General features: G+C 60.9%; 24 protein-coding genes. 17 read left to right on the plus strand and 7 right to left on the minus strand.

The window, feature by feature from the left end:
- The first annotated feature begins 126 nt into the window (after positions 1–126).
- The 3 genes from ACIP02_RS23035 to ACIP02_RS23045 all read left to right on the plus strand — a co-directional run bounded on the left by ACIP02_RS23035 (position 127) and on the right by ACIP02_RS23045 (position 3,598).
- Complete coding sequence (locus ACIP02_RS23035; RefSeq protein WP_400621048.1) at positions 127–1,455, plus strand: alkyl/aryl-sulfatase; 1,329 nt, start codon at positions 127–129, stop codon at positions 1,453–1,455.
- A 165-nt stretch (positions 1,456–1,620) separates the two neighbouring features.
- Positions 1,621–2,889 carry an OmpP1/FadL family transporter gene (locus ACIP02_RS23040; protein WP_400621051.1) on the plus strand — a complete coding sequence of 423 codons (1,269 nt, stop codon included), beginning with the start codon at positions 1,621–1,623 and terminating at the stop codon, positions 2,887–2,889.
- Between the two features lie 40 nt (positions 2,890–2,929).
- Positions 2,930–3,598 carry a DUF3313 domain-containing protein gene (locus tag ACIP02_RS23045; protein WP_400621054.1) on the plus strand — a complete coding sequence of 223 codons (669 nt, stop codon included), beginning with the start codon at positions 2,930–2,932 and terminating at the stop codon, positions 3,596–3,598.
- A 273-nt stretch (positions 3,599–3,871) separates the two neighbouring features.
- Here the strand turns inward: ACIP02_RS23045 and ACIP02_RS23050 are convergent, their stop codons facing one another.
- Entirely contained in the window at positions 3,872–4,741 is an 870-nt protein-coding gene (locus ACIP02_RS23050; protein WP_400621057.1) for a GyrI-like domain-containing protein, read from the minus strand.
- 171 nt (positions 4,742–4,912) lie between these two features.
- On the opposite strand from ACIP02_RS23050, the gene ACIP02_RS23055 reads away from it, so the two are divergent.
- Positions 4,913–5,749, plus strand: coding sequence for a PhzF family phenazine biosynthesis protein (locus ACIP02_RS23055; protein WP_400621059.1), 837 nt, complete (start codon positions 4,913–4,915; stop codon positions 5,747–5,749).
- A 224-nt stretch (positions 5,750–5,973) separates the two neighbouring features.
- On the opposite strand, the gene ACIP02_RS23060 is transcribed toward ACIP02_RS23055, so the two are convergent.
- Positions 5,974–6,366, minus strand: a complete 393-nt coding sequence (locus ACIP02_RS23060) for a GFA family protein (RefSeq protein ID WP_400621062.1) — start codon at positions 6,364–6,366, stop codon at positions 5,974–5,976.
- Positions 6,367–6,773: 407 nt separating this feature from the next.
- Between ACIP02_RS23060 and ACIP02_RS23065 the strand changes: the two genes are divergently transcribed.
- The 5 genes from ACIP02_RS23065 to ACIP02_RS23085 all read left to right on the plus strand — a co-directional run bounded on the left by ACIP02_RS23065 (position 6,774) and on the right by ACIP02_RS23085 (position 9,768).
- Positions 6,774–7,301 (plus strand): DUF3455 domain-containing protein, encoded by a 528-nt coding sequence (locus ACIP02_RS23065; protein WP_400621065.1) that lies wholly within the window; start codon positions 6,774–6,776, stop codon positions 7,299–7,301.
- Positions 7,302–7,404: 103 nt separating this feature from the next.
- Entirely contained in the window at positions 7,405–7,953 is a 549-nt protein-coding gene (locus tag ACIP02_RS23070; protein ID WP_400621068.1) for a sigma-70 family RNA polymerase sigma factor, read from the plus strand.
- On the plus strand, positions 7,950–8,636 hold the full coding sequence (locus ACIP02_RS23075; protein ID WP_400621072.1) for an anti-sigma factor domain-containing protein: 687 nt from the start codon (positions 7,950–7,952) through the stop codon (positions 8,634–8,636). Before ACIP02_RS23070 ends, ACIP02_RS23075 begins: the two co-directional genes overlap by 4 nt.
- 182 nt (positions 8,637–8,818) lie before the next feature.
- On the plus strand, positions 8,819–9,412 hold the full coding sequence (locus tag ACIP02_RS23080) for a GNAT family N-acetyltransferase (protein WP_400621074.1): 594 nt from the start codon (positions 8,819–8,821) through the stop codon (positions 9,410–9,412).
- Positions 9,409–9,768: a cupin domain-containing protein gene (locus ACIP02_RS23085; protein ID WP_400621076.1), complete on the plus strand. Its 360-nt coding sequence runs from the start codon at positions 9,409–9,411 to the stop codon at positions 9,766–9,768. Before ACIP02_RS23080 ends, ACIP02_RS23085 begins: the two co-directional genes overlap by 4 nt.
- A gap of 200 nt (positions 9,769–9,968) precedes the next feature.
- Here ACIP02_RS23085 and ACIP02_RS23090 read toward each other — a convergent pair whose 3' ends face one another.
- Positions 9,969–10,694 (minus strand): TorF family putative porin, encoded by a 726-nt coding sequence (locus tag ACIP02_RS23090; protein ID WP_400621079.1) that lies wholly within the window; start codon positions 10,692–10,694, stop codon positions 9,969–9,971.
- Between the two features lie 118 nt (positions 10,695–10,812).
- Positions 10,813–12,534: an amidohydrolase gene (locus tag ACIP02_RS23095; protein WP_400621082.1), complete on the minus strand. Its 1,722-nt coding sequence runs from the start codon at positions 12,532–12,534 to the stop codon at positions 10,813–10,815.
- Positions 12,535–12,777: 243 nt separating this feature from the next.
- Between ACIP02_RS23095 and ACIP02_RS23100 the strand changes: the two genes are divergently transcribed.
- The 3 genes from ACIP02_RS23100 to ACIP02_RS23110 all read left to right on the plus strand — a co-directional run bounded on the left by ACIP02_RS23100 (position 12,778) and on the right by ACIP02_RS23110 (position 16,378).
- Positions 12,778–13,689 (plus strand): LysR family transcriptional regulator, encoded by a 912-nt coding sequence (locus ACIP02_RS23100; protein ID WP_400621088.1) that lies wholly within the window; start codon positions 12,778–12,780, stop codon positions 13,687–13,689.
- A 239-nt stretch (positions 13,690–13,928) separates the two neighbouring features.
- Positions 13,929–14,999: a C45 family autoproteolytic acyltransferase/hydolase gene (locus ACIP02_RS23105; RefSeq protein ID WP_400621090.1), complete on the plus strand. Its 1,071-nt coding sequence runs from the start codon at positions 13,929–13,931 to the stop codon at positions 14,997–14,999.
- A gap of 53 nt (positions 15,000–15,052) precedes the next feature.
- A complete protein-coding gene (locus ACIP02_RS23110) occupies positions 15,053–16,378 on the plus strand; it encodes an MFS transporter (protein WP_400621092.1) in 1,326 nt (441 codons plus the stop codon).
- A 193-nt stretch (positions 16,379–16,571) separates the two neighbouring features.
- Here ACIP02_RS23110 and ACIP02_RS23115 read toward each other — a convergent pair whose 3' ends face one another.
- Both ACIP02_RS23115 and ACIP02_RS23120 read right to left on the minus strand, forming a co-directional pair.
- Complete coding sequence (locus tag ACIP02_RS23115) at positions 16,572–16,811, minus strand: hypothetical protein (RefSeq protein WP_400621094.1); 240 nt, start codon at positions 16,809–16,811, stop codon at positions 16,572–16,574.
- Between the two features lie 276 nt (positions 16,812–17,087).
- A complete protein-coding gene (locus tag ACIP02_RS23120) occupies positions 17,088–18,608 on the minus strand; it encodes an NCS1 family nucleobase:cation symporter-1 (protein ID WP_400621096.1) in 1,521 nt (506 codons plus the stop codon).
- 293 nt (positions 18,609–18,901) lie between these two features.
- On the opposite strand from ACIP02_RS23120, the gene ACIP02_RS23125 reads away from it, so the two are divergent.
- Complete coding sequence (locus ACIP02_RS23125) at positions 18,902–19,936, plus strand: L,D-transpeptidase (RefSeq protein WP_400621099.1); 1,035 nt, start codon at positions 18,902–18,904, stop codon at positions 19,934–19,936.
- A gap of 91 nt (positions 19,937–20,027) precedes the next feature.
- The gene (locus tag ACIP02_RS23130; protein ID WP_400621266.1) at positions 20,028–20,735 is read left to right on the plus strand and encodes a murein L,D-transpeptidase catalytic domain family protein; all 708 of its coding nucleotides are present in this window, start codon (positions 20,028–20,030) and stop codon (positions 20,733–20,735) included.
- Between the two features lie 175 nt (positions 20,736–20,910).
- Here the strand turns inward: ACIP02_RS23130 and ACIP02_RS23135 are convergent, their stop codons facing one another.
- Positions 20,911–21,615, minus strand: a complete 705-nt coding sequence (locus ACIP02_RS23135) for an SDR family oxidoreductase (RefSeq protein ID WP_400621102.1) — start codon at positions 21,613–21,615, stop codon at positions 20,911–20,913.
- Between the two features lie 254 nt (positions 21,616–21,869).
- Here ACIP02_RS23135 and ACIP02_RS23140 point away from each other — a divergent pair, with 254 nt between their 5' ends.
- From ACIP02_RS23140 to ACIP02_RS23150, 3 genes are all read left to right on the plus strand, one after another.
- On the plus strand, positions 21,870–22,424 hold the full coding sequence (locus ACIP02_RS23140; protein ID WP_400621103.1) for a helix-turn-helix domain-containing protein: 555 nt from the start codon (positions 21,870–21,872) through the stop codon (positions 22,422–22,424).
- A gap of 27 nt (positions 22,425–22,451) precedes the next feature.
- Positions 22,452–23,798, plus strand: coding sequence for a glutamine synthetase family protein (locus tag ACIP02_RS23145; protein WP_400621106.1), 1,347 nt, complete (start codon positions 22,452–22,454; stop codon positions 23,796–23,798).
- 74 nt (positions 23,799–23,872) lie between these two features.
- A complete protein-coding gene (locus ACIP02_RS23150; protein ID WP_400621109.1) occupies positions 23,873–24,646 on the plus strand; it encodes a gamma-glutamyl-gamma-aminobutyrate hydrolase family protein in 774 nt (257 codons plus the stop codon).
- Positions 24,647–24,649 lie beyond the last annotated feature (3 nt).

The following is a 24,649-nucleotide window of genomic DNA, read 5'->3' on the forward strand; positions in this document are numbered from 1 at the left end:
TCCCTGTTGAAGTGTTGACGGATCATCTGCAACTGCTGGCAACCAATCGGCTCAACATTATCAACTGACTGTTGCACTTGGAACCTGATGCCGCCCTTCCTTGAGCATGCGGTGGCCGAAAACGTCATGGCCGGTACTGCCATGAGTCGCCGGGCCAGCTACATGTATGGCAACCTGCTGCCGCCCAACGAGACTGGCCAGTTGGGCGCGGGGTTGGGGACCACCACCTCGGCCGGCACTGTGACGCTTATCCCGCCAACTGACATCATTGAGAAGACAGGCGAAAAGCGCACTATTGACGGTCTGACCTACGAGTTCTTGTATGCGCCCGGCAGTGAAGCACCCGCTGAAATGCTCTATTACATTCACGAAAAGAAAGCACTTAACACTGCCGAAGACTCCACCCACACGCTGCATAACACTTATTCGCTTCGGGGCGCAAAAATCCGCGAGCCACTGCCCTGGTCCAAGTATCTCAATGAAGCTTTGAAAATGTGGGGTAATGACGTTCAAGTGATGTATGCCATGCACCACTGGCCGGTTTGGGGTAACAAAGAGGTGCGCGACCAGTTGTCCTCGCAGCGCGACATGTACCGCTACATCAATGACGAAACCCTGCGCCTGGCGAACAAGGGTTACACCATGACCGAGATCGCTGAGCAGGTTAAATTGCCCAGTGGTATCGCCAATCGATTCTCTAACCGTGGCTATTACGGTTCGCTTAACCACAACGTCAAAGCCACGTATGTCCTCTATCTTGGCTGGTTCATCGGCAACCCCGCCACCCTCTGGGAGTTGCCTCCGGACGAGCAAGCCAAACGCTACGTTGACATGATGGGGGGCTCTGAGGCAGTCCTGAAAAAAGCCAAGGAGTACTACGACAAGGGCGACTTCCGCTGGGTGGCCGAAGTGGTCAATCACGTGGTATTCGCTGAGCCGAACAACCAGACCGCGAAAAACATGCAAGCCGATGCTTTGGAGCAGCTCGGCTATCAGGCCGAAAGCGGACCGTGGCGCAACTTCTACTTGACCGGAGCCAAGGAGCTGCGTGAGGGTGTCAAACAGTTGCCGACGCCGGATACTGCAAGTCCGGACACTGTCAAGGCGATGGATCTGGACCTGTTCTTTGACTACCTGGCCATGCGCTTGAAAGGGCCTGAGGTGGCTGAAAAGCACATAACTCTTAACCTTGACTTTACCGACCTAAAGCAGCAATACACCCTCGAAATGGTCAATGGCGTGCTTAATCACACCGAAGGCATGCAGGCCAAAAACGCGGATGCCAGCATTTCCTTAACCCGTGACACCTTGAACAAACTGATGCTCAAAGAAACCACGCTCAAGGATGCAACCACTGCTGGCTCAGTCAAGATTGATGGGGCTGAAGGCAAGCTCGAAGAGCTGATGAGCTACATGGACAACTTTGAGTTCTGGTTCCCGATCGTCACACCTTGATGGTTCAAGATCGCTAGCGGGTGCAAACAAGGCTCTCGACTCAGTCGAGGCCTTGTCGCGCTCAATGATTGAAGGCGCTGGCAAACCTTGCAGCCCTCAAAGTCGGAGTGAGCCATCATGAGAAGCTATCGAGACCGTTGCGCGCTCGGTGCGACTGTGCGCGCAATGAGCCTGCCGTTACTCGCGCTCGCCACAGCGATCCATACCAGCCCCACCTGGGCGGGAGGGATCCTGATTTATGAAGCGGGCCAGGAAGGAAATGGACTGGCGAACGCAGGTTCCGCTGCTCTGGCCAATGATCCTAGTGTAATCATGAGCAACCCTGCGGGTATCACTCGGCTCACGGGTACCCAGATTAGTGCCAATGCTCAGGTGATTCTTGGCAATCTGCGTTTCTCCCGAGACAGCAACAATCAGTTTGGCGGCAACGAGGGAGGCAACTCTCTGGAGTATCTGCCAGGGGCCAGTCTGTTCATCAGCCATCAAGTTGACGAGCGCTCTGCAATCGGATTCGGCATGTACGGTAACTTCGGCCTGGCATTGGATTATGACGATGACTGGGCGGGCCGCTACTTTACGCAAGAGGCTGCGATCATTGGCGTTTCGCTGCAGCCCACCTGGGCTTACCAGTTCACCGATGATCTGTCGGTCGGCATCGGCCCACGTATCATGGTCGGTTACTACCGCACTGAGATGGCCATCAACAACAATCTTTTAGGGCTGGCCGACCGCCCTGATGGCCAACTGGAGTACAAGGACACCGATGTCGGCGTTGGCGTGAATCTGGGTGTGCTTTACCAAGTAGACCACCAGACCCGCCTTGGCCTTGCGTACACCAGCAAGGTCAAGCTCGAGTTCGATGATAAACCCCACCTGAGCGATATCAGCAACCCACTACTAAATGCTGCATTGCGCCGCTTGGATGTCGATTCTCTGGAGCTCGACTTGAACGTTCCGCAGACCGTGACAGCCAGCATTGTGCATGAACTTGATGAGCAATGGACGCTCTTGGGCAGCATCGGTTGGCAGGACTGGAGCGAATTCGGTGATGTTGGCGTAGATGTCGATGCTAACGGTGGCGGCACAAGCCGGACGGTTGACCGCAAATACAAAGACACCTGGCATGTCTCCCTTGGTGCGATGTACCAAGCTACCCCACGATGGCGGTACAGCGTAGGACTGGGATACGACAGTTCGGCGGTCGATGACGAGGACCGCACCGTCGATAATCCGATGGGTGAGGCGTGGCGATTAGCTGCGGGTATCAACTACGCGGTTGATGAAGGGCTGGACCTACACCTTGCCTACACCCTGGTGTGGTTGGGGGATATGGATGTCGATCAGACCAAAAGCCGTTCCGGCACCACATTGTCAGGCAGCTATGACAACAGCGCGTTGCACATCATCGGTGGAGGCGCGACTTGGCGCTTCTAAGTGATGCGACTCATTGCTAACGTAAGGAAGGAGATCCTCCATGAAAACCAAAGTATTGGCCGCAAGTCTATGTCTCACCACGCTCATACTGCATGGCTGCGCCAGCAAATATGTGGAAGCCGATCAATATTCGGGATTCCTTAAGGATTACAGTATATTGAAGGAGGACAAGTCACCCTCGGGTGCGGCAGTCATGCGCTGGATCAAGCCAGGAGTAGACGTCAGACGGTACACCAGCGTGTATCTGGAACCCAGCCAGCTCTACCCGAAACCCCAGCCCACGGAAAAGATCCCGCAATCTACTTTACAGGGCATAACTAATTATTACGATCAGACCCTAAAAAATCACTTCTCCCAAGCGCTGCCCTTGGCGACAAGCCCTGGGCCAGGAGTACTGGTAGTGCGTCCGGCGATTACCGCTGTTAGTGCCCAGACAAAGAGTTTGCGTCCCTATGAAGTCATTCCGATCGCTTTGGTAGCCGCAGGCATCAGTACGGCGACGGGGATTCGAGATCAGGATACAAGCATTGCCACCGAGGCGGCCTTCCTGGATGGCGAAACCAACCAAGTTGTGGCAGAGGTGGTACGTAAGGGAGCGGGCGCAGAGCTCGATAACTCATCTCAAGTCATGCTGGCGAAGGATGCAAAAGCAGTTCTGGATGGCTGGGCGAAAGATATGGTTAGTTCGTTCCAAGCGCTGAAGAAATAGAGCATATGTCTTGGGGGGGCATCGTGCCCATCGCGGTGTAGCACTCTGAGGCGTTTTCTCAAATCCGGAAACATCTTCAGGCGCTAGAAACATACTCAGGGCGTTCCTGTTACTTCTTTTTAACACTCGCTTGTGCAATCTGAAGCCAACCCTACGTGATAGCCCTTGCCCGCCTCGGCGGGCTTTTTTGCCCAAAGGCCATAGTCTACCAATATGCCCAGCCCCACATCCGGCCCGGTGATGGTTGGCTTGACCTGCCGCCCAAGTCCAAACCTACTTCAACGGCACATAGATATCCGTCTGCCACTCCTCCAGCGGCGTTTCCGGGTACACGCTCAGGTAGTGAAAGAACAGCGGATGGTCACGCAACTCTTCGTTACTCGAAGGCAACCAGTCACGGTAGATCGGGTAAATGGTTTCGCTGATGTGGTCTGGCGAACCAACATGACGAACCACCGCACAACGCCCTGCCGGAATCACCCGTTCGTGCACGCCGAAATCATTGGGGCGCACGGCTTCTTCCACCTCACCGCACACAGCGAAGCGGAAGGCGTGTGCCGGGGTGGTGTCGGGGTTGTCGTAGGGGATGCCGAAGGTGCGGCTGCTGGCGACCGGCGACTGGCCGCTGTGCATGCGCCATTGGCGAAAGCGTGCAACGCTTTCACCGACAAGGCCGGGGGCGCCGATGTGTAGGAGCGCGGCTACGCGGGTTTCGGCGAAATCCACAATCTGGATCTGCATGGTAATACTCCTGGATAGATGAGGAACAACAAACACCGCACTCCAGGCCTGCCAGTTCGGGGCCTTGGCAAACACACTCGGGGCCATGCCGAAGGCGCGCTTGAACGCCCGGGAAAAGGCCTCGGGGCTTTCGAAACCAGCGCCGAAGGCCGCCTCCAGCACTGTGGTGGCAGGCGTTGCGACCAATTGGTGCGCCGCGCGTCGAAGCCTCATCAATTGCACATACCGCGAAACCGGTACGCCCATGTATGCCGTGAACTGCCGGTGAAAGTGAAACGCCGAGAAGTTGGCGATGCGGCTCAGGGCCGTTAACGACAGGTCGCCTTCAAGGTGGCTGTCGATGTAGGCAAGCACGGTTTCGAACCGTTTGGCGTAAGCGGGGCTGTGCTGTGAGTCAGTCAACGAACGGAGTCTCCGGAAGGTGCGGTGAGCGCTAGCATCCGTTGTTCAGCTATCTAGGCGCCTAGCCGTGATTGCGCTGTTGGCGATTGCCCTTACCATAGCGTGGATGGCACCGGTTTTGTCGGTGCGCGCGGGGTGGATCGGGCCGCCTCAATCAATCAAGGATGCTCAATGTCGCTTTCTTTGCAGTTCGAACAAGTCGATGTCTTTGCCGAGCGCCGCTACGAAGGCAACGCGCTGGCGGTGGTTGTGAATGCCGATCGGCTGACTGCCGAGCAGATGCAGGCGTTTGCCCGCTGGACGCAACTCAGTGAAACCACCTTTCTGCTGAAGCCTTCAACCCCTGAAGCGCATTACCGCGTACGCATTTTCACACCGCTGCGTGAGCTGCCGTTTGCAGGCCACCCCACCTTGGGAAGCTGCAAGGTGTGGCTGGGGCAGAACGGCAATCCCGATCTTGCCGAGATTGTTCAAGAGTGCTCGGCGGGTTTGGTTCGCATACGCAGGCAAGGCGCACACTTGGCGTTTTCGGCACCACCGTTGGTGCGCAGCGGGCCGCTGGATGCCACGACGCTGGAACTGATCGAGCGAGGGCTGGGCTTGGCGCCCGGCCAGGTGCAGGCCAGCCAATGGGTAGACAATGGCCCGGGTTGGGCGGGTGTGTTGCTGGCCAGTCGTGAGGAAGTGCTGGCGATCAAGCCCGATTACCCGGCACTGCGCGGGCTGAATGTCGGTGTTATCGCCCCGTGGGTTGGGGGCGCTGCTGAGGCGGACGTGGAAGTCAGGGCCTTTATGGGCGAGGAGTGCAACGAGGACGCTGTCACTGGAAGCCTCAATGCCAGCCTGGCGCAGTGGCTGACTGGGGCGGGTGCGCTGAGTGAGCGCTATACCGCCAGCCAAGGTACCGCGCTGGGGCGGCGGGGGCGGCTGTATATCGAAAAAGTTGGTGGGGTTGTCTGGGTGGGCGGGGCTGTGCAGCCGTGTGTGTCCGGGCAGGTTGATTTCTGACGGTGGGTACATAACCTTCCGGCTTGCACGTGCCGTTGTGTGGGCCTTGCGTCGCGAAAGGGCTGCAAAGCAGACCCGACAATCTTGCAAGGCTGCGGAGATCCGGGGCCGCTACGCGCCCCTTTCGCGACGCAAGGCCGCTCCCACAACAGTCCGCGTAGTTCCTTGGGGCTGCTTACCTTGCAGCAGCTCATAAATTGCAGGTCTTTTAAACGTGCTTTGCCTCAGGAGCAGCGGGCGCTGGGGACGTGCCAGGGTGCAGCGCACTCGAGGTGCAGATGTTTCTGCTTCTTGGGCAAGAAGGGAGTGTCCAGTGTGCCCAGCGCTATGGACACCCAGTCGGTAAACTCGCCTTGCGAGCGGGACCAGAACAGGCTTGAGCCGCATTCTGCGCAGAACTCGCGCATGACCGTTGGCGAAGACGCAAAAGCCTTGATGTTGCTGGCGCCGCGAAGTATTCGCAGGCGGTTGCGCGGCACGCTGCCATACGAGGCAAACGCGGCGCCATGGCATTTGCGGCACTGGCTGCAGTGGCAATGGCTCACGGCCTTGGGCGGGGTGAGCAGCAGGTAACTGACCGCTGCGCACAGGCAGCTTCCTTGGTAGGCCTCTTTCACTGGTGCTTCCGTGCAGGTGGAAAAGGGCAGGGTAACTGGACTGGCTTGGGCAGTCGACTGGGGGAGTGGTTGAGGTTGGTCGCCAGCGACCCCTTGCGGACATTGCGTCTTCCAGCGGACTTTGTGGGAGCGGGTTCACCCGCGAACACCGGCAAAGCCGGTGCCATTCACCGCGTCGCCTGCTTCGCGGGTGAACCCGCTCCCACAGGGTGCGCGTCGCAGTTATGAAACTCGCTATCGCTCAGCGTCCGCAATGGGTCGCAAGCGGCCTGTTGTGCCGCCGACTATCGGCAAAATCTGGGCGACATTCTTTTTCCCATCCAATGCATCCAGTTCGCCCGTTGGCGGGTAGTGCTAATGGGCAGCCTTTGACTGCCCGTCCAACTGACCTGTCAGGAGCACTACCCATGATCCTCAAAACCTCCATCTGCCTGCTCACCTGCAGCCTCGCCCTGGCCCTGCAGCCCGCACACGCCCAAGCCGCGCTGCCCGATACGATCAAGGTCCCCGATGGCCATCGCGTCTTGCTTGAGACCGTCGGCGTCGGCCAGATCACCTACGAGTGCCGAGACAAGGCCAATACCCCCGGCCAAACCGAATGGACTTTCGTGGGCCCCAAGGCCGTGCTCAATGACCGTGCCGGAAAACAGGTGGGCGACTACTTCGGCCCGCCTGCCACCTGGCAGGCCAAGGATGGGTCGAAAGTAACCGGCACTCAGTTGGCGGTGGCGCCAGCGGATAAAGACGCGCTGCCGTATCAACTGGTCAAAGCCAACCCGGCCGAAGGCAAGGGCGCCATGCAAGGCGTCAGCTACATTCAGCGCCTGGCCACCCGCGGTGGTGTAGCGCCGGCAAGCGACTGCACGGCGCAAAACAAGGGTACAAAGCAGGTCGTGCAGTATCAGGCCGACTATGTGTTCTGGACAGCCAAGTGAAGGGCGCTTGAGCAGACACCTGGCAATCGTTGATCTACGCTCGTTGGCAAGCCCCCGGCTGGACGGCCGGGGTACCTTGCACAGAACAAGGAAGCCGCACACGTTGGACGCGCCAGTCACCCACTTCGACTTCCACCGTTGCCTGGAGGCCTGCGCACAGGGCGACAGGCGAGCCCTTCAGGCGCTGTACGATCACGAAGGTGCACGCCTGCTGGGTGTTGCCCGGCGCATTGCACGTGATGATGCCACCGCCGAAGATATCGTCCACGATGCGATGATTCGCATCTGGACCCGCGCTGCCTCCTTCGACCCGGCGCGCGGCTCGGCTCGGGGCTGGATCTACAGCATCACCCGCCACCTGGCGCTGAATACGATCCGCGATACGCGCCGTGAAACCGTGCTGGAGGACGCCGATATTGATACCTTTACAGCAGTGCACGCGGGGTTCGATGACTTTGACCTCTGGTCAGGCTCGGCGAAAATCTACCGTTGTCTCGAACAATTGCAGCCCGCACCACAGCGTTGCATCCTGCACGCCTATGTGGACGGCTGCAGCCACGCCGAAATCGCCGGGCGGTTGGGTGCCCCCTTGGGCACCGTCAAGGCCTGGATCAAGCGCAGCCTCAAGGCGTTGCGGGAGTGTCTGGAATGAACCCGGATGCTGCCGAAGCACTGGACGCGCTCGCCGGCGAGTTCGTATTGGGGACGTTGTCGCCAGAGCAATACGCCGCCGTGACCGAGCGCCTGAGCACCGACCCGTCCTTGCGCGCCGCAGTGGATGCCTGGGAGGCTCGCCTGCTGGAGCTGACCGCGCTGGCGCCTGCACAGCCACCGAGCGCCCGCCTGTGGGGCCGTATCCAGCGCAGCATGAATGAACTGGCCACACCCTCAGTCAAAGGGTGGCAACGCCTCGGTCTGTGGCAGGCACTGAGTGCTGCGGGGCTAGCCGCAAGCGTGTTGCTGGCGTTCATGTTGCTTGCGGCACCTGCGCCCAGCACTCAATTCGTGGTAGTGCTCGTGGCGCCGAGCAGCCAGGCCCCTGGCTGGGTGGTGCAGACCAGCGACGGCCGTATGATCGAGCTGATCCCGCTTGGCAAGGATGCAGTCCCCGAGGGCATGGCCCTGCAGTTCTGGACCAAGGGTGAGCAGTGGCGCGCACCGGTTTCGCTGGGCCTGGTCAAACCCGGTGAGCCCTATCGTGTTCCGCTACAAAGTCTGCCACCGCTGGAGGCCAATCAGTTGTTCGAGCTGACCTTGGAGAAATCCGGCGGTTCGCCTACCGGGCTACCGACTGGGCCGGTGAAGTTCATTGGCCGGGCGGTAAAAGTGATATGACCCAAAAACAAGCACTGGCCGACATGGGGCGATAGAGATTATGAGCATGGGGCCGCGTCGTACCCCGTGCTGACGGAGTCGCGCAGAGCAAGGTGGGAACCGTTCAATCCGCTTACCCTACCACGCCTGTCCAAGGCGCAATCCTTGAAAACCGACCAGCCTATCCCATCGGAGCACAGTACATGCCTATCGACTTCAGGCCCGCTCAAGCCTCGGACGCGCACGATATTGCGCGCTTCTTTCAACTGACATCGGAGGGCATGGCCGATTACATATGGAGCAAGCTTGCCGCACCTGGAGAAGCATTGCGCAGTGTCGGTGCATCTCGCTATGCCAGGGAGCAGGGCGATTTCTCCTACAAGAACTGCCTGATGGCCACTTTCGAAGGGCGTGTCATCGGCATGATGCATAGCTATGCCTTGCATGAATCCCCAGACAGGCCTGTCGAGACAGACCCGGTCCTCGCACCTTATTCCGACATGGAAATACCCGACACCTTGTACATATCCAGCTTGGCCCTGGATGAGGCCTGGCGCAGCCAGGGGCTGGGCGTCCAGTTTCTTCGCCACGCCCAGCAGCGCGCCGAGAACGCTGGCCTGAATGGGCTATGCCTGATCGATTATGCAGAAAACCACGGTGCACGCCGCTTCTACGAACGTCACGGTTTTCAAATTGTTAAAACCTGCCAGATCGTTCCGCACCCGATGCTGGGCGTAACCGGTGAAGCCTATTTGATGTATCGCCCAATCAACAACGTGCTCGAGAAAAAGCCATGAACCAGAAACTGACCGTATTTCGCGAACTGGATATCCAGCCGGTGCGCGACCTTCCTTTTTTTGAAGAGGTCGTGGAAGGCACCCCTCATACGCTGACGTCCAAGTACTACCACGATGAACAGCAAGGCCGTATTTCCGGCGAATGGGAAGCCAGCACCGGCGCCTGGCGCATCGACTACAAAGTGTGGGAGTTCTGCCATGTCCTGAGCGGACGCTGCGTCATCGAGCTTGAGGGTTGTGCCCCCACCACACTCGCCGCTGGTGACACGTTCATTATCGAACCGGGCGCCAAGGGCAAGTGGACCGTGCTGGAAGACATGAAAAAGAACTTCGTGATCCTCTTGCCCGCGAACTAGAGCCGGGGTCGCGTTTCATCGAGCGCAGCGCAAGGGCAGTTTGCCTGCTGGGGGCGCTCGATCTGGTGGGCGCTGGAAATTTCACGACGAGTACACCCGAACACCGCACAAAACCCAGGCATGCATCGTCCGCTATGGGTCGAGAGCAGCCACCCGGCTTCCTTCGACCCATAACAGCCAGCTTTTCGCAACTCGCAGCTTTAGAACGTCTTGCTGGCCGAGACCACCACTGTGGCCGAGCAGATATCCTTGAAGCCGAGGTAACTGGCGCATTCGCTCTTGGAGAGGTCCGTGTCGATGTAGCTGACCGACCAGTCGAGCGACAGCATCGTGCGGGTTAGCTTCACTTCCCATTCGTGGTAGTCGTCGCGGGTGGCGCCATCATTGGCGAACCAGCTCGGGTCCTTATAGTCGTTGCGCCCGTAGCGCACCAGCAGGTTGGTGTCGTACGGCAGCAGCGTGGTGTAGCCCACGTAGCTATAGAACATCGATTGGTCGCCGTTGAAGTTGTCCGAATAGTTGCCGCCCAGCAGCACGCCCCAGGCGCGCAGTTCGGCATGATACTCGCCGTAGTTGAAGTCGCCCTGGCGCGGGTACGCGTACTTGATGTACGAGGTGTCGAGGGTGACGTCGTCGTTGATCTGCCAGAAGTAGCCGGCGTAGTAGTCCAGCTCCTGGCGCGTACTGCTGCCGAAGCCGAAGTCGACGTTCGAGCTCCATACGCCTGCGTATAGGCCGCTGGCGTGAGCCAGGGTCAACGAGCCCTGTAGGGCGGGATCGTTCTGGGTCTGGGAGATGCCGCGGGTGCGGTAGTCGCTGAAAACGCCAGCCTTAGCCTCGAGGCTGAAATCGTCGTTGAGGTCGATGGCATGGGCCAGCGGGGCGCTGGCGAGCAGGCCACCTGCGATTAGGTTGCGTACGGTCATTCGGTGCTTTCCATTTATTGTTGTTGTGCACGGTGAAACGGGGGGGCGTTTAGCGGCTGCAACTGCTCCCACAGGAACTCGTGTCGAGTCCGTGGAAACAGGTTTCTCTGCGATGCGATCAGCGCTGGTAGATCTGCTTGCCGGCGAACCAGGTCTGCAGCACCTGGGTGTCACGCAGCGCTTCGGGATCGACGTTGAGCACGTCTCGGTCGAGGACGATCATGTCGGCCTGCTTGCCCACCTTCAGTGAGCCGACCTGCTGCTCCAGGCGCATGGCGCGGGCGGCATTGAGGGTGTAGGCCTGGAACATGGTTTTGCGGTCGATGGCTTCGTCGGCATTGAGCACGCCTTTGGCGCCCTTGCGGCTGACGGCTTGGTAGATCGCCTTCCACGGCTCCGGGGTCGTGATCGGCCAGTCGCTTGCGCCGGCGATGGTCGCACCGGCCTTGTAAAGCGAGTGGGCCGGGTAGCTGTGGGCGAAGGCATGCTCATCGACATACGGCTTGACCAGGTCGATGTTAGTTTCGTCGGCACTGGCCCAATACAATTGCATGGAAGCAATCACATCGAGCTGTTTGAAGCGCGGATAGTCCTGGGTACTGACCATCTGTAAGTGTGTGATCGAGTGCGGGACACCACTTTGTCGCGCGCGTCGGGCCTGTTCCACGCCGTTGAGTGCCTCGCGCACGGCGCGATCGCCGATGGCATGCACATGAACCAGCCAGCCACGGGCATCGGCGGCATCGACCAGTTCACCGAAGTGCTTCGGGTCCAGCAGCAGTTCACCGCGTTGGCCGGAGTTTTTGTAGGGCTCAAGCATCGCCGCGCTTTGCGCTGGCATTTCGGCAACGCCGTCGGCGAACACTTTGATTCCGGGCAGGGTGAGATTGCGTACACCAAAGAACTGCTGGCGTACCTTGTCCAGCTCATCCAGGCCGGCTGGGCGGGCCTTGGAGTCGGCCATCAGCAGTGCGGCGATGTGCGCTGTCAGTTCACCTCGTTCAGAGAGTTCCTTGTAGACCGGCAGCACGCCCAGCGAGTCGTTCTTCACATCCGCGCCGGGCAGCTCGTTGGCCAGCGGGTCCATCCAGCCGGTGATGCCCAGCTGCTTGGAGTAGTCCAGGGCCATGCGCCCGGCGGTCATCAGGGTGTCGTGGGACAGCGGCGGCAGCAGGTCGGTCACCGGGTAGTAGCTGGCGTCGGCCAGAAACCCGTTGGGCGTGCCGTCCTGATGCTGGCCAATGGTGCTGCGTGCTTCGGCGGTCAACGCCGCGATGGTCTTGGCGTCGATCTTGGCGCGCTTGAGCAGGGCCTGGTTGGCCCAGCCGGTGTGCATTTCGTTGGCGGCCAGCAGGATCGGCTGGTCGGCCCATTCGCCATGGTTGAAACGCTGCTCCAGGGCCGGGATGTCGTCCCAGTAGGTGCCCGGTATGCCACCGACGACCAGGAACTCGCCACGCACGGCCTTGCCATCTTTGTGCCACTCGCGCAGGCGTTGCTCCAGTTCCTCGAGGGGGATCTGCTCGCCCATTAGGTTGGCCAGCTCCAGTTGCAGGCCACCTTTGATGGCATGGGAGTGGGAGTCGAGCATGCCTGGCATCAGCACCTTGCCGCCCAGGTCGATGACCTGGGTGCCCTTGGCCTTCAGGCCCAGCACGGCCTGGTCGGATCCCACGGCAATGATCTTCTCGCCCTCGACCGCCACCGCTTGCTGCAGCGGTTGGCCTGGCTCGGCGGTGTAGACCTTGGCGTTGTGAAAGATCACGTCCACTGCCGCGAAGCTGTGCAGGGAGGTGCAGGCCAGGCCCGCGCTGATCGTCATCTTCAGGAGGTGCTTCATTCGGTGCCTCGTTCTTGTTGTGATTGCGCCGCAGCCTAGCCAACGCGCAAGGCCGGTTAAATGCTGCGACAGGCACAACTTTTTTCGCGATCGGGAAACAATCCCATGCCTTTGATTGCCATGGTGCAAGTCACACGCCGCTCGACGCCTATTCAAATCCGCGCTGTTTGCGGGCCTGATGGAAAGGCGTGGATACTTGCGCGCTCTCTCCATTGCCTCGCTTGTGCCGAACAGGAAGAAACCATGGACAAAATGACGGCCCTGACTATCTTCGTCGCCGCCGCCGAACACGGCAGCTTCAGTCGTGCGGCCGAGCAGTTGGGCAAGACGCCTTCGGCCATCACCAAGGCCGTCGCCCACCTGGAGGCCGAGCTTGGGGTGCGCCTGTTCGAGCGCACCACCCGGCGCATGGCGCTCACCGAGGCCGGCAACCTGTACCTGGAAGGAGCGCGCCAGGCCTTGATGCACCTGCAACGGGTGACTGAGGAAGTGGAGCAGTTGCAGCACGAACTACGTGGCACCTTGCGCATCACCGCGCCGCCGTCGTTCGGCCCGGCGTTTCTCAACCAGGTGTGCTTTCGCTTCATGCGCGAACACCCGCAGGTGCGCCTGGAGGTGAACCTCAACGACGCCAACGAAGACCTGATCGACGGCGGTTACGACCTGTCGCTGCGCGACGGCCCCACAGACCAGCCCGAGCTGATCGCCCAGCCGCTGATCGAGAACCGCGTGATCCTCTGCGCCAGCCCCGACTACCTGGCCCGGCGTAGCGAGGCCATCACCTTGGAGAATTACGCCCAGCACGACTGGTTGCTGCTGCGCCATCCTCTGCTCAATCGCAGCTTCTGGTGGGTCGAGCACGAGGGCCAGACTTTGCGCGTGCGCCAGCCCACGCCTCGACTGGTGAGCGACAACTTCGACTTCCTGCTTGCCTGCCTGCTCGATGGTCATGGCCTGCAGTTCGTGCCCACCTGGTGCGCCGCGCCCTATTTGGCCAAGGGGCAACTGGTGGAAGTGCTGCCCGACTACTGGCGGGCGTTGAGTGCTTTCGGGCCCTGGGTGCACGTGCTGTACCTCCCCCATCGCCGCAACACGCGCAAGGTGCAGGCCTTCATCGCCTTGCTGCACGAACAACTGCGCAGCCAGGGGCTGTAACCAGGCTGCGGGGTTCAATTGTTCCACTCAGGCACAAAAGTTGTGCGGGTTGTGGCGATGATCGGCCGGCAGTGGCTCGCTAGGCTAGCGGTGGTTGCTTGAACACAGCTGCCACTTCGTGCCCGGTCCATTGCTCTGTCACTCTCACGGCAGGTACATGCACCAGGTGGGCGAGGCGGCCTCACTCTTTCCAGAACAGCAACGATGCCTCGAGCCTGCTGTACCAGGAGTTCCCCGCAGTGAAGATTCACACCCTAGTCACCGATATCCGCACGCCCGCCGAACGTGGTCGTCAGATCGGCGAGCGCTTCGCCGAGCAGATCCGCCATACCACCCAGCTGTACCTGAACTTCTTCCCGCGGGTGGGCGTGTCCCTGCGTGAGGCGCAGCGCATCGGTGAAAGCAGCCTGGCCGCCCTGGAAGCCTGGAGCCCGAACCTGGCGGCCGAGGTGATCGGTATGGCCAGCGGCGCCGACCTGCCGTTGTGGCAGCTGGCAAGCCTGAACGCCCGTACCGAGGTGCTGGCGGCGCGCACCCGTCACAGCGAATGTTCCACCACTGTGCATGCGCCGCGCGGGCCGCGTGCGCCGCAGACCTTGCAGACCTGGGACTGGCACGACAGCCTCTGCCCCCACGGCCTGATGCTGGCGCTGCACACCGAGCGTGGCATGAACGTCAAGCTGTTCTGCGAATTCGGCATGCTCGCCAAGCTGGGGGTGAACAGCGCAGGTCTGGGCCTGCATTTCAACATCCTCCATCACACCAGCGACAACGACAGCGGGGGTGTGCCAGTGCACGCGATTGCCCGCCGTCTGCTCGAAGACGCCAGCAGTGTCGAGGAAGCCATCGAACTGGCCCGTTCGGCGCGGGTCAGCGCCTCCACCGTGCTCACCGTGTTCTCCCGCGAGGACAGCAGCCCGCGCGCCGTCAGCATCGAGCTAAGCCCTGAGAGCACGGCGCTGGTACTGCCGCGTGAAGACGGCTGGTTGCTGCACACCAACCACTTCCTCGACCCGCAGCTGAGCCTGGGCGAACAGGTTGCCGACCGCGCCGACACCCAGTGTCGTCTGGGGCACCTGGAGCAGGTGATCGGCCAGATGGGTAGCGCCAATCTGCGCGCCCGTGCCGAAGCCATGTGCGGCGCGCAAGGCGACAGCGCACCGATCTGCTTCCACCCGGACATGGCCATGCCCGATACCGAGCGTTGGGAAACCCTGCTGAGCGTGGGGATCGATACCGAGCGCTGCGCGCTGGAATACGCAGCGGGCACGCCGCTGCAACTGGCCAAGGCTGGCTTCGAACGTTTCTGAGCCCACCCGGTGCTGCTTGAACAGGGCGGCACCCGCTGACAACGAGAACAACAATGCATGCGGAACATTCCAACCCTGCGTCGTCCCGGTCTGCGCTGCGGACTTTCTGCGTCTCCGGCATGGGCACTGCGCTGGAGTTCTATGACTTCATCATCTACGGCACCGCGGCTGCGCTGGTGTTTCCCCAAGTGTTCTTCCCGCAAATGGACCACCTGACCGCGACCTTGGTGGCCTTCAGCGCCTTTGGTGCCGGCTTCTTCGCCCGTCCGCTGGGCGGTTTGGTGTTCGGCCACTACGGTGACCGCATCGGTCGCCAAAAGGTGCTGGTCGCGACCTTGCTGCTCATGGGCCTGAGCACCTTCCTCATCGGTTGCTTGCCAAGCCATGCCAGTGTCGGCGTCGCTGCCCCGATCCTTCTTGTGCTGTTGCGCCTGATCCAAGGCTTTGCCGCCGGTGGTGAATGGGGCGGTGCCGCGCTGTTCGGCATCGAGTCGGCGCCGCCAGGCAGGCGAGGGTTGTGGGGCAGCTTCACGAGCATGGGCATCGGCGTCGGTGGCATCCTCGGCGCTGCGGTGTTCGCCATCGTCAGTGCCGCCTTCAACAACAACCTGGTGGACTTTGCCTGGCGCATCCCGTTCTGGCTCGGTGGCACGCTGGTGCTGATCGGCCTGTATGCGCGCCTGAAAACTGCGGTACCGGTCGCCGCCCCCACGCTGAAGGCGGTCCGCGCACCGTTGGCCGATGCCTTGCGGCAGCGTCCACGCCAGCTGCTGCTGTGCACTGGAATCGCCTTCGGCTACTGCACCATCGCCTATATCGGCAGCACCTTCTTCCTGACCTACGCTACCCAGGTGGGCTTCGGCAGCACCCAGGCGTTGATGTTCGACCTTACCTTGTCGATCGCAATCGTGTTCTCCGCGCCGCTGTTCGGCTACCTGTCCGACCGTCTGGGCCGGCGCACGGTAATGGTGTTCGGTGCTGTGGTTATGGCGCTCGGGCTGTTCATCTTCTTCGAACTGGTAGGCATGATGAGCTTCGGTATTGCCGTGTTCGCCTACAGCTTGACCGGTCTGCTGATGGGCGCAACCCAAGGTCCCATACCATCGTTTCTGGGGGAGCAGTTCCCGCGCAATATGCGGTACTCCGGAATCTCGGCCAGCTATCAGATCGGTGCAGCACTGGGCGGCGGCACGGCATCTAGCATCGCCACTGCAATCCTTATCTTTACTGACCACAATCCGCTAGGCGTGGCGTTGTATGGAGCTGGCGCGCTGGCATTAGTCGCGTTGTGCTCGTTGTTGTTGCCCGAAACATCGCGACTGAGCATGGCGGAAATCGACGATGAACCTGATAGTGGCCTTCGCCCTATACTCGCGTAATGCTTAAGGCAGCCCTCCCGACATGCGTGCCGGCCAGGTGTAAGCTTGGTCTACCCATCGTCTTGGCTATGGGAATGTCCGCTTTGGGTCGAAAGCAGCCGGTCGTGAGCGTCTGCTATCGACCCTTAGCAGACTGTGCAGAAGCGGGGCCTGGCCATTTTCCGGCCCCGAACGGTTGTGTGAGCAAGGGTGATCAGAAAGAGGTGCGTACCTGCTGCCATTCCATCCAGCATTCTTCTGGAACGATGTCTCTATAACCCCGCTCTTCTTCCATCGCGAAGGCGACACTGAACGGCACTGCCGTCGCGGTTGCATTATCACGAATTTCAAGCACCTCAGGCTCGCTGAGTGCGGAGCCTTTACGATCCTCTGCCGCTTTGAGCAGAGTAACAAGCGCGGGTACGAAAACGAGACATAGCGGATCTGTAGACAATGGTTGGCCCCTGGCGGAAAGGTAATCCGTATTGATGATTACAGCTTAAAGACCTGAGCGAGCACACGCAAAGCTCAAGCCGCCCTGTAAACAGATCTGCCTGGCATCGGCTACGCCCGTGTTCGCGGGTAAACCCGCTCCTACAGCGGTAGGGCTGATGCCAGTCAATTAAGCGTCAGTGGCTTTGTTCGGGCGGCTTTGCAGCCCTTCGCGGGCGTGCCCGCGAAGGGGCGCAAAGCGGCCCCCAATTCCATTGAACCCGCTGCCGCCCCCGAGTCAGTGATGCGCACTCTCCACCGCAATACATTCACCGCAAACCTCGGTGTAGCGGGCGCTGCGGTTGGCGATGGCGTAATGGATCAGCGCGCCCAGGCCGGCGCCGAAGAACCAGGAGAACTGCGACAGCGTCTCGAACGCCGGCACCAGCGCCAGCACGATGGCGATCAATGCAGCCGGGATGAACGCCGCTACTGCGCGCAGGTTGACCCCGCCGGTGTAGTGATAGGCCGCCTGTTTGCTCTCGCTGTACAGCTCCGGCAGGTTCACCCGGCTGCGGCGTACCAGGTAGTAGTCGGTGACGATGATGCCGTACAGCGGGCCGAGCAGGGCGCCCAGGCCGCCGAGGAAGTACACGATCACCGACGGGCTGTTGTACAGGTGCCAGGGCAGGATCACTACCGCGATGGCAGCGCTTAGCAGGCCGGCGCGGCGGAAGTTCAGCAGGTTGGGCGCCAGGTTGGTGAGTACAAAGGCCGGGGCGACGAAGTTGGCCATGATGTTCACCGCCACGGTCACGATCAGGAACGCCAGGCAGGCCAGTACCAGGCCGGCGGTGTTGGGGATGGCCGCGACGATTTCGGTCGGGCCCTGTACCAGCTTGCCGTCGATGCTGAACTGCGCCCCGGCCAGCACCACCGCAATCAACGCAAAGCCGAGCATGTTGACCGGCAGGCCCCAGAAGTTGCCGACGCTGATGGTGCGGCGGTCCGGGCAGTTGCGGGTAAAGTCGCAGAAGTTGAGGATCATGGTGCCGTACAGCGATACCCACAGGGCGGCGGCACCGAGCACTTTCAACCACATGGCGGAGCCGCTTGGCGCGTTGCCGCTGGACCAGGCGATCGACAGGCCGCTGCGCCAGTACATCCAGCCCGCCAGGCTGGCGAAGGCCACCAGAATGATCGGCCCGGCAAACGATTCGAAACGGCGCACCATTTCCATGCCGTAGGCAAAAATGGCCACCTGCACGCACCAGATACCGAGGAAGGTAACCCAGCCCAGGGTCGACAGGCCAAGGATCGCGTTCAGGTCGTAAGCCTTGAGGTCCGGCGCGATGGCGATGAGCAGCACGCGCAGCACGACCGAAGCGAGGTAGGTCTGGATACCGAACCAGGCGATGGCGATCACTGCGCGAATCAGTGCCGGGATCTGCGCACCATGGATGCCGAAGCTGATCCGGCACATGACCGGGTAGGGCAGGCCAGTCTTCTGGCCCATGTAGCCGGACAGGTTCATCAGGCCGTAGATCACAAGTGCGCCCAAGGCGAAGGCTGCGAGAATCTGCGCGCCGCTCATGCCTAAAGCGAAGAGGCCGATGGCGAAGGAGTAGTTGGCCATGTTGTGCACATCGTTGGTCCACAGCGCAAACAGGCTGTAGCGCCCCCAGGTGCGATTGGCTGCGCGGGTGGGCGCAAGGTCGGCACTGTACAAGCGTGGGCTCAACGCCACCTGACCGGGCGCGGTCGTGTCGGTGGGGAGGGCACCCAGCGGGCTAACATCGGAACGCGAAATCGACGCCATCGGGACTCCATGATGGTTGTGTACTTTTATTTTTGGTTTTGTATACAAACAAGATTCGTACCACTCTGTAACGCGCAGGGAGTTCGCGGCTTCCGGGCTGGATGGCCAATTGCTCCGTAGCGTTCAGCGTCCTGAGGTGGGAAGTTTGTGCACATTATGTGTGCACGGTTGTTACCACTCGGGCCAGAACGGGTTGCTGTACTGCTCGTCAGAGGGGGCATGGTGCGTTGAGCAAGTGGCTGGCGGGGCGCGTTGCGGCTAAGCTGGCCGCAGGCGTATCAGGGGGCTATTCGATGTTGCATGTACCGCTCGGGCTGGGTTTGTTACTGGCTGTCGCATTGGCTGACGCAGCACCCCTGCAGGTGCCCACCCCGGCAGCACTCAGAAGCCAGCTTGAAAGCCTCAAGCCTGGCCAGTTTCTCTGGTACCCACAGGTTTCGCCGGTGGGGCCGGTCACCGTGGTGGTCAGCCTCACCGAGCAACGCGCCTACGTTTACCGCAATGGCATCGCCATTGGCGTCAGTACCGTCAGCAGCGGCAAGGCCGGCCGGGAAACCCCGACTGGGGTGTTCAGCATTCTGCAGAAAAAGGTCGAGCACAAATCCAGCCTCTACAACAGTGCACCCATGCCTTACATGGAGCGGCTGACGTGGGACGGTATTGCCCTGCACGCTGGCCATCTGCCGGGTTACCCCGCGTCGCATGGTTGCGTGCGTTTGCCGATGGGCTTTGCCAAGAAGCTGTATGAAGTCACCGGTTTCAGTTCGACCACGGTGATTGTTTCCGACACCAACAGTGCCCCGGTAGAGGTCTACCACCCCGGCGTGCTGGCGCCGACGGTCAGCGATGGCAAAGCCCAAGGCCCGCTGGTGCTGAGCAACCAGCAGTTCTGGAACGACCCGGACCCGGGCGCAGGGCCACTGTCGATCCTGATCAGCCGCGCCGACCTGCGCGCCTACGTGTTTCGCAATGGCCAGTTGATTGGCTCGGCGCCGGCACTCTCGCTGGAAAACAGCAAGCACCGCAGTGGCATGGCGGTGTATTCGCTGTTGCAAAAACCATCTGCCATGGCACTCGATGCCGCACTACCGTTGCGATGGTCGGTGGTGGGCCTGAGCAACCCGGAGTACGGCGACACGCCGTATGAGCAATTGGGCCAATTGAACATCAACCCGGAATTCCGCCGCCATCTACGTGCGGCGATGGACGTTGGCACCATGCTGGTGATTACCGATTGGGCGTCTACCCGCGATACCCGCAGCGACGGCAAATTCACGGTAATCAGCACAGAAGACACTGAAGAACATAAGCCATTGGTCAAGAAGTGATCGGCAATTCTGCAGCAATCAAGCAAAGTAGGCGCTTTTGGCAGCAAACAAGGCAAGAAAAGCCAGTTTTTCAACAGGGTAATCCATGTCGATGTTCAAACCATTGCGGGGAGCCGTGCGGCTCTCGGTGGCCACTTTTGGCCTGTTTTTCCTCAGTGCCTGGCACAGCGCCCAGGCGCAATCGCTGCCTAGCGCCGCCGAGTTGCAACAACTGGCGCCCAAAGCCAGCCTTTCGACCCTGGCCCTGGCGCTCACCGCCTATGACTGTGCCAGCCACAGCGACGGGGACAAGCTGTTGACGGTGATCGATTACTCCAAGGCCTCGCGTGACAAACGCCTGTGGGTGTTCGACCTGCGCGCCAGGAAGCTGTTGTTCGAAGAGTGGGTTGCCCATGGCAAGAACAGCGGCGCCGATGTGCCCACGGCGTTCTCCAACGCCCCGAACAGCTATCAGTCCTCCATCGGCCTGTATGAAACCGGCCAGACCTACAGCGGCAAGCACGGCCGTTCGCTGCGCCTGCAGGGCCTGGAGCCGGGCTTTAATGACAACAGCATGTCGCGGGCGATTGTCATGCACGCCGCTGCGTATGCCGACCCCAAGGTGGTGCCTGGCCTCGGTCGCCTGGGGCGCAGCCAGGGTTGCCCTGCCGTACGCCCGGCCATTGCCGGCAAGCTGATTCAGACACTGCAACGCGGCAGCTATGTGTTTGCCTATTACCCGCAACAGGACTGGCTGAAAACGTCGCGGTATTTGAACGGGCAGAGCTGCCTGGCCAATCAGTCGATTGCCAGCAAGTAGGGTTGTAACTTGGCGCTGAACCTGGCGCCTGCCCTGTGGGAGCGGGCGTGTCGAGGCGTCGAACCGCCGCGAAGCAGGCGACGCGTTGGATGGCACCGGCTGCGCCGGTGTTCGCGGCTAAAGCCGCTCCTACAAGTACGGTGTTGGTGCTGAAATTGTGGGAGCGACGCGGCAATCAGACGCTGCGTGTCACACCGCCATCGACCTTGATGTTCTGCCCGGTAATGTAGGCAGCGCCATCACTGGCCAGAAACGCGATGGTCGCGGCCACTTCTTCGCTGGTGCCATACCGTTTGAGCGGCACGCTGTCGCGGCGTTGTTCAGTGGCCGGCAGGCTGTCGATCCAGCCGGGCAGGACGTTGTTGATGCGCACGTTATCGGCAGCGAAATTGTCGGCAAAAATCTTGCTGAATGCTGCCAGTCCCGAGCGGAACACGGCAGACGTCGGGAACAGTTCGCTCGGCTCGAAGGCCCAGGCAGTGGAAATATTGATGATCACGCCCCCCTTCTGGCGCTGCATGTAGGGCGTTACCAGGCGCGTCGGGCGAATGACGTTGAGCAGGTAGGTGTCCATGCCTCTGTGCCAGTCCTCGTCGCTGATCTCCAGGATCGGCGCGCGCGGGCCATGGCCGGCGCTGTTGACCAGCACGTCGATACGGCCCCATTTCTCTACCACTGCGTCGACCAGGCGTTGCAGGTCTTCAACCGACTGGTTGCTGCCGGTTACCCCGATGCCACCAAGTTCGGCCGCCAGTGCCTCGCCCTTGCCCGAAGAGGAAAGGATGCCAACCTTGAAACCGTCAGCCGCCAGGCGCCGTGCTGCTGCGGCACCCATGCCGCTGCCACCGGCCGTGATAATTGCAACTTTCGCTACTGTCATGCTGCCTCCGGAGTGTGAACTGCTGATTGCTTGAGTGCATTCAGATTAGCAACGGTTACCCTGGTGAGGGAGGCAGCCAGGCTTTTCGAAATCAGTAGATAAACTATTGCCTTTCGATTGCTCTTGTCACACCTACGGTGGCGCTGAAAGAAAACAGCTAACTGTGGCCAGTATACATTCGGCTTGACTCGTGAAAATTTTCATGTAATTTTTCATGAAAAATAACTCTAAAAATTTCACGGCAGTCCGAAACGATGAAGATGCATGAAGAGGTTGAAGCCCTCGCGATCCTTATTCACGACCTGCGCAAATTCAAGAACCTGACCCTGGGTGAACTGGCCGAGCGTATCAACCGCTCAGTCGGCTTCCTGTCCCAGGTCGAACGCGGTGTGTCGCGCCCGACCGTGGCTGACCTTACCGCCATCAGTGAAGCGCTCGGTGTATCGACCGCGTACTTCTACAACCTGAGCAAGCCGCGCGGCATCGGCTGGGTCACGCGGCCCCACGAGCGGCGCACGCTGTACCTTGAGGCAGGCATTACCGATGTGCTGGCGTCGCCCACCATCGCCGGCGCCTTTTCGATGCTCGACAGCCATCTCGAACCGGGCGCCAGCAGTGGCGAGGCCTACCTGAGCGACCGCTCCGAGCAGGGCTGTTTCGTGCTTGAAGGCGAACTGACGGTATGGCTGGACCACGGCGAGGCCGTGACGCTGCAAGCCAACGACTGCTTCCAGCTGCAACCCCACGCGCAGTTCCGTTACGCCAACCTGACGGCAAAGCCCATCCGCGTGCTCTGGGTCTTCAATTGAATTCGTTCACCTCACAAGGATAAGAAGATGAGTGTCATCTTTGCGGATCTGCTGGCTGAAGTGCGCGCGTTCCGCGCAGAACACCCGGCAATACGGTATGTCGACCTGATTGCGCTGGATATCCCCGGGCACTTCTATGGCAAGCGCTACCCCATGGACATGCTGGAGAAAGTCGCCGCCGGCGCACCCCTGAAGCTGCCGCAGAACTGCGTGCTGCTGGGTACCCAAGGGGGCCTTTACCCGATTGGTGACTACTGTTTCGCCGACGGCGACCCGGATGCCGCACGGCGCCTGGTGCCGGGCACCCTGAAGCCAGTGCGTTGGGAAAAAGAAGTGATCGCGCAGATGCTGATCACCTCCGACGGTACCCCAGCGCCGATCGAGTTCGAGCCCCGTGAGGTGCTGGCCCGCGTGCTGCAGCGCCTGGCCAAGCGCGGCATCCACCCGGTGGTGGCGTTCGAGCTGGAGTTCTACCTGTTCGACCGCACGCTGGACAATGGCCTGCCACAGTACCCGCGCGACACGGCGACCGGCGACGAAGACGATCAACCGAACATGCACATCGAGCGCCTGTCACGCTTCTCGTCGGTGCTGCACGAGATGGTCGACGGCGCCAACGAGCAGGGCGTGCCGGCCAACGTCATCACTGCCGAGCTGGGCCCTGGACAGTTTGAAATCAACTTCTCGCACAGTGACGATGCGTTGAGCGCGGCGGACTGGTCGGCGCTGTTCTGCCGCAGTACCCGCGGTATTGCGATGAAGCACGGCTACCGCGCCAGCTTCATGAGCAAGCCGTACCTGGATGCGCCTGGCAGCGGCATGCATGTGCATGTCAGCCTGTACGACGCCGATGGTAACAACCTCCTTGCCGGTGCTGAACAGCGCAAGCTGCGCCATGCGGTGGCGGGTTGCCTGGAGCTGTTGCCGCACTGCATGCCGATCTTTGCCCCCAACCACAATGCCTACCGCCGCTATGGCGCTATGGTCAATGCCGCGAGCAAAGCCAGCTGGGGTTTCGAAGACCGCGATGCGTGTATTCGCATCCCCGAGTCCGACCCGCGCAACCTGCGTATCGAGCACCGCCTGGCGGGCGCCGATGCCAACCCGTACCTGGTGCTGGCAGCCATCCTGACCGGCATGGAGCACGGCCTGGACCGCGGCGTCGAACCCATCGCCCCGCTGAATGAAAACCGCCAGAGCGGCATCGACTTCCCCAAGGATGCCCTCAGTGCCCTGGCCGCCATGCGCCATCACCCGGCGGTCAACGAAGGCCTGGGCAGTGAGTTCGTGATGGTCTATTGCGAGAACAAGTACCAGGAGCAACTGGACTTCATGCGCCACATCGACGCCCGCGAGTACCGCTGGTTCCTGTAGCAGCTGCGGTTCGAAAAACGACGCCTTTCCAACGTTCAAACACCACGCGCAATACCGATTTGCCGGAGGAAGATATGCCACGTGTGCCCGTTATTGGCATTACCGCATGCACCAGCATGATTGAGCAGCATGCCACCCAGACCATTGCCGAGAAGTACGCACGCGCGGCAGCCAAGGCGGCGTATGGCCTGCCCATCGTGATACCCAGCCTGGGCGAGCTTATGGACAGCGCCGATATTCTGGATGTGGTGGACGGGCTGATCTTCACGGGTTCGCCGTCCAATATCGAGCCGTACCACTACAACGGCCCGGCCAGTGCCGAGGGCACCCAGCACGACCCGCTGCGTGACGCCACCACGCTGCCGCTGATGCGTGCGGCCATCGCCGCCGGGGTACCGGTGCTGGGCATTTGCCGCGGCTTTCAGGAAATGAACGTGGCGCTGGGCGGCACCTTGTACCAGAAGGTGCACGAGGCTGGCGTATTCATGGACCACCGCGAAGGCAAGGGCGAACCGATCGAAAAACAGTACGGCCCGCGCCATACCATGCATGTGGAGCCAGGCGGGCTACTCGACCGCATGGGTTTGCCGGCAATCTTCGACGTCAATTCCATCCACGGCCAGGGCATCGATGTACTGGCCCCCGGGCTGAGGGTAGAAGCGCTGGCACCCGATGGCCTGGTGGAGGCGATTTCGGTCGAGAACGGCAAGGGCTTCGCGCTGGCCGTGCAGTGGCACCCCGAGTTCCAGGTCATGGATAACCCGCATTACCTGACCATCTTCCAGTCGTTTGGCAAGGCCTGCCGGCAGCGCTCGGTGCTGCGCCAGAAGCTGTTGCTCAGCGCCTGAACG

It is taken from the genome of Pseudomonas sp. NPDC089408 (assembly GCF_044749445.1).
Lineage (GTDB): Bacteria > Pseudomonadota > Gammaproteobacteria > Pseudomonadales > Pseudomonadaceae > Aquipseudomonas.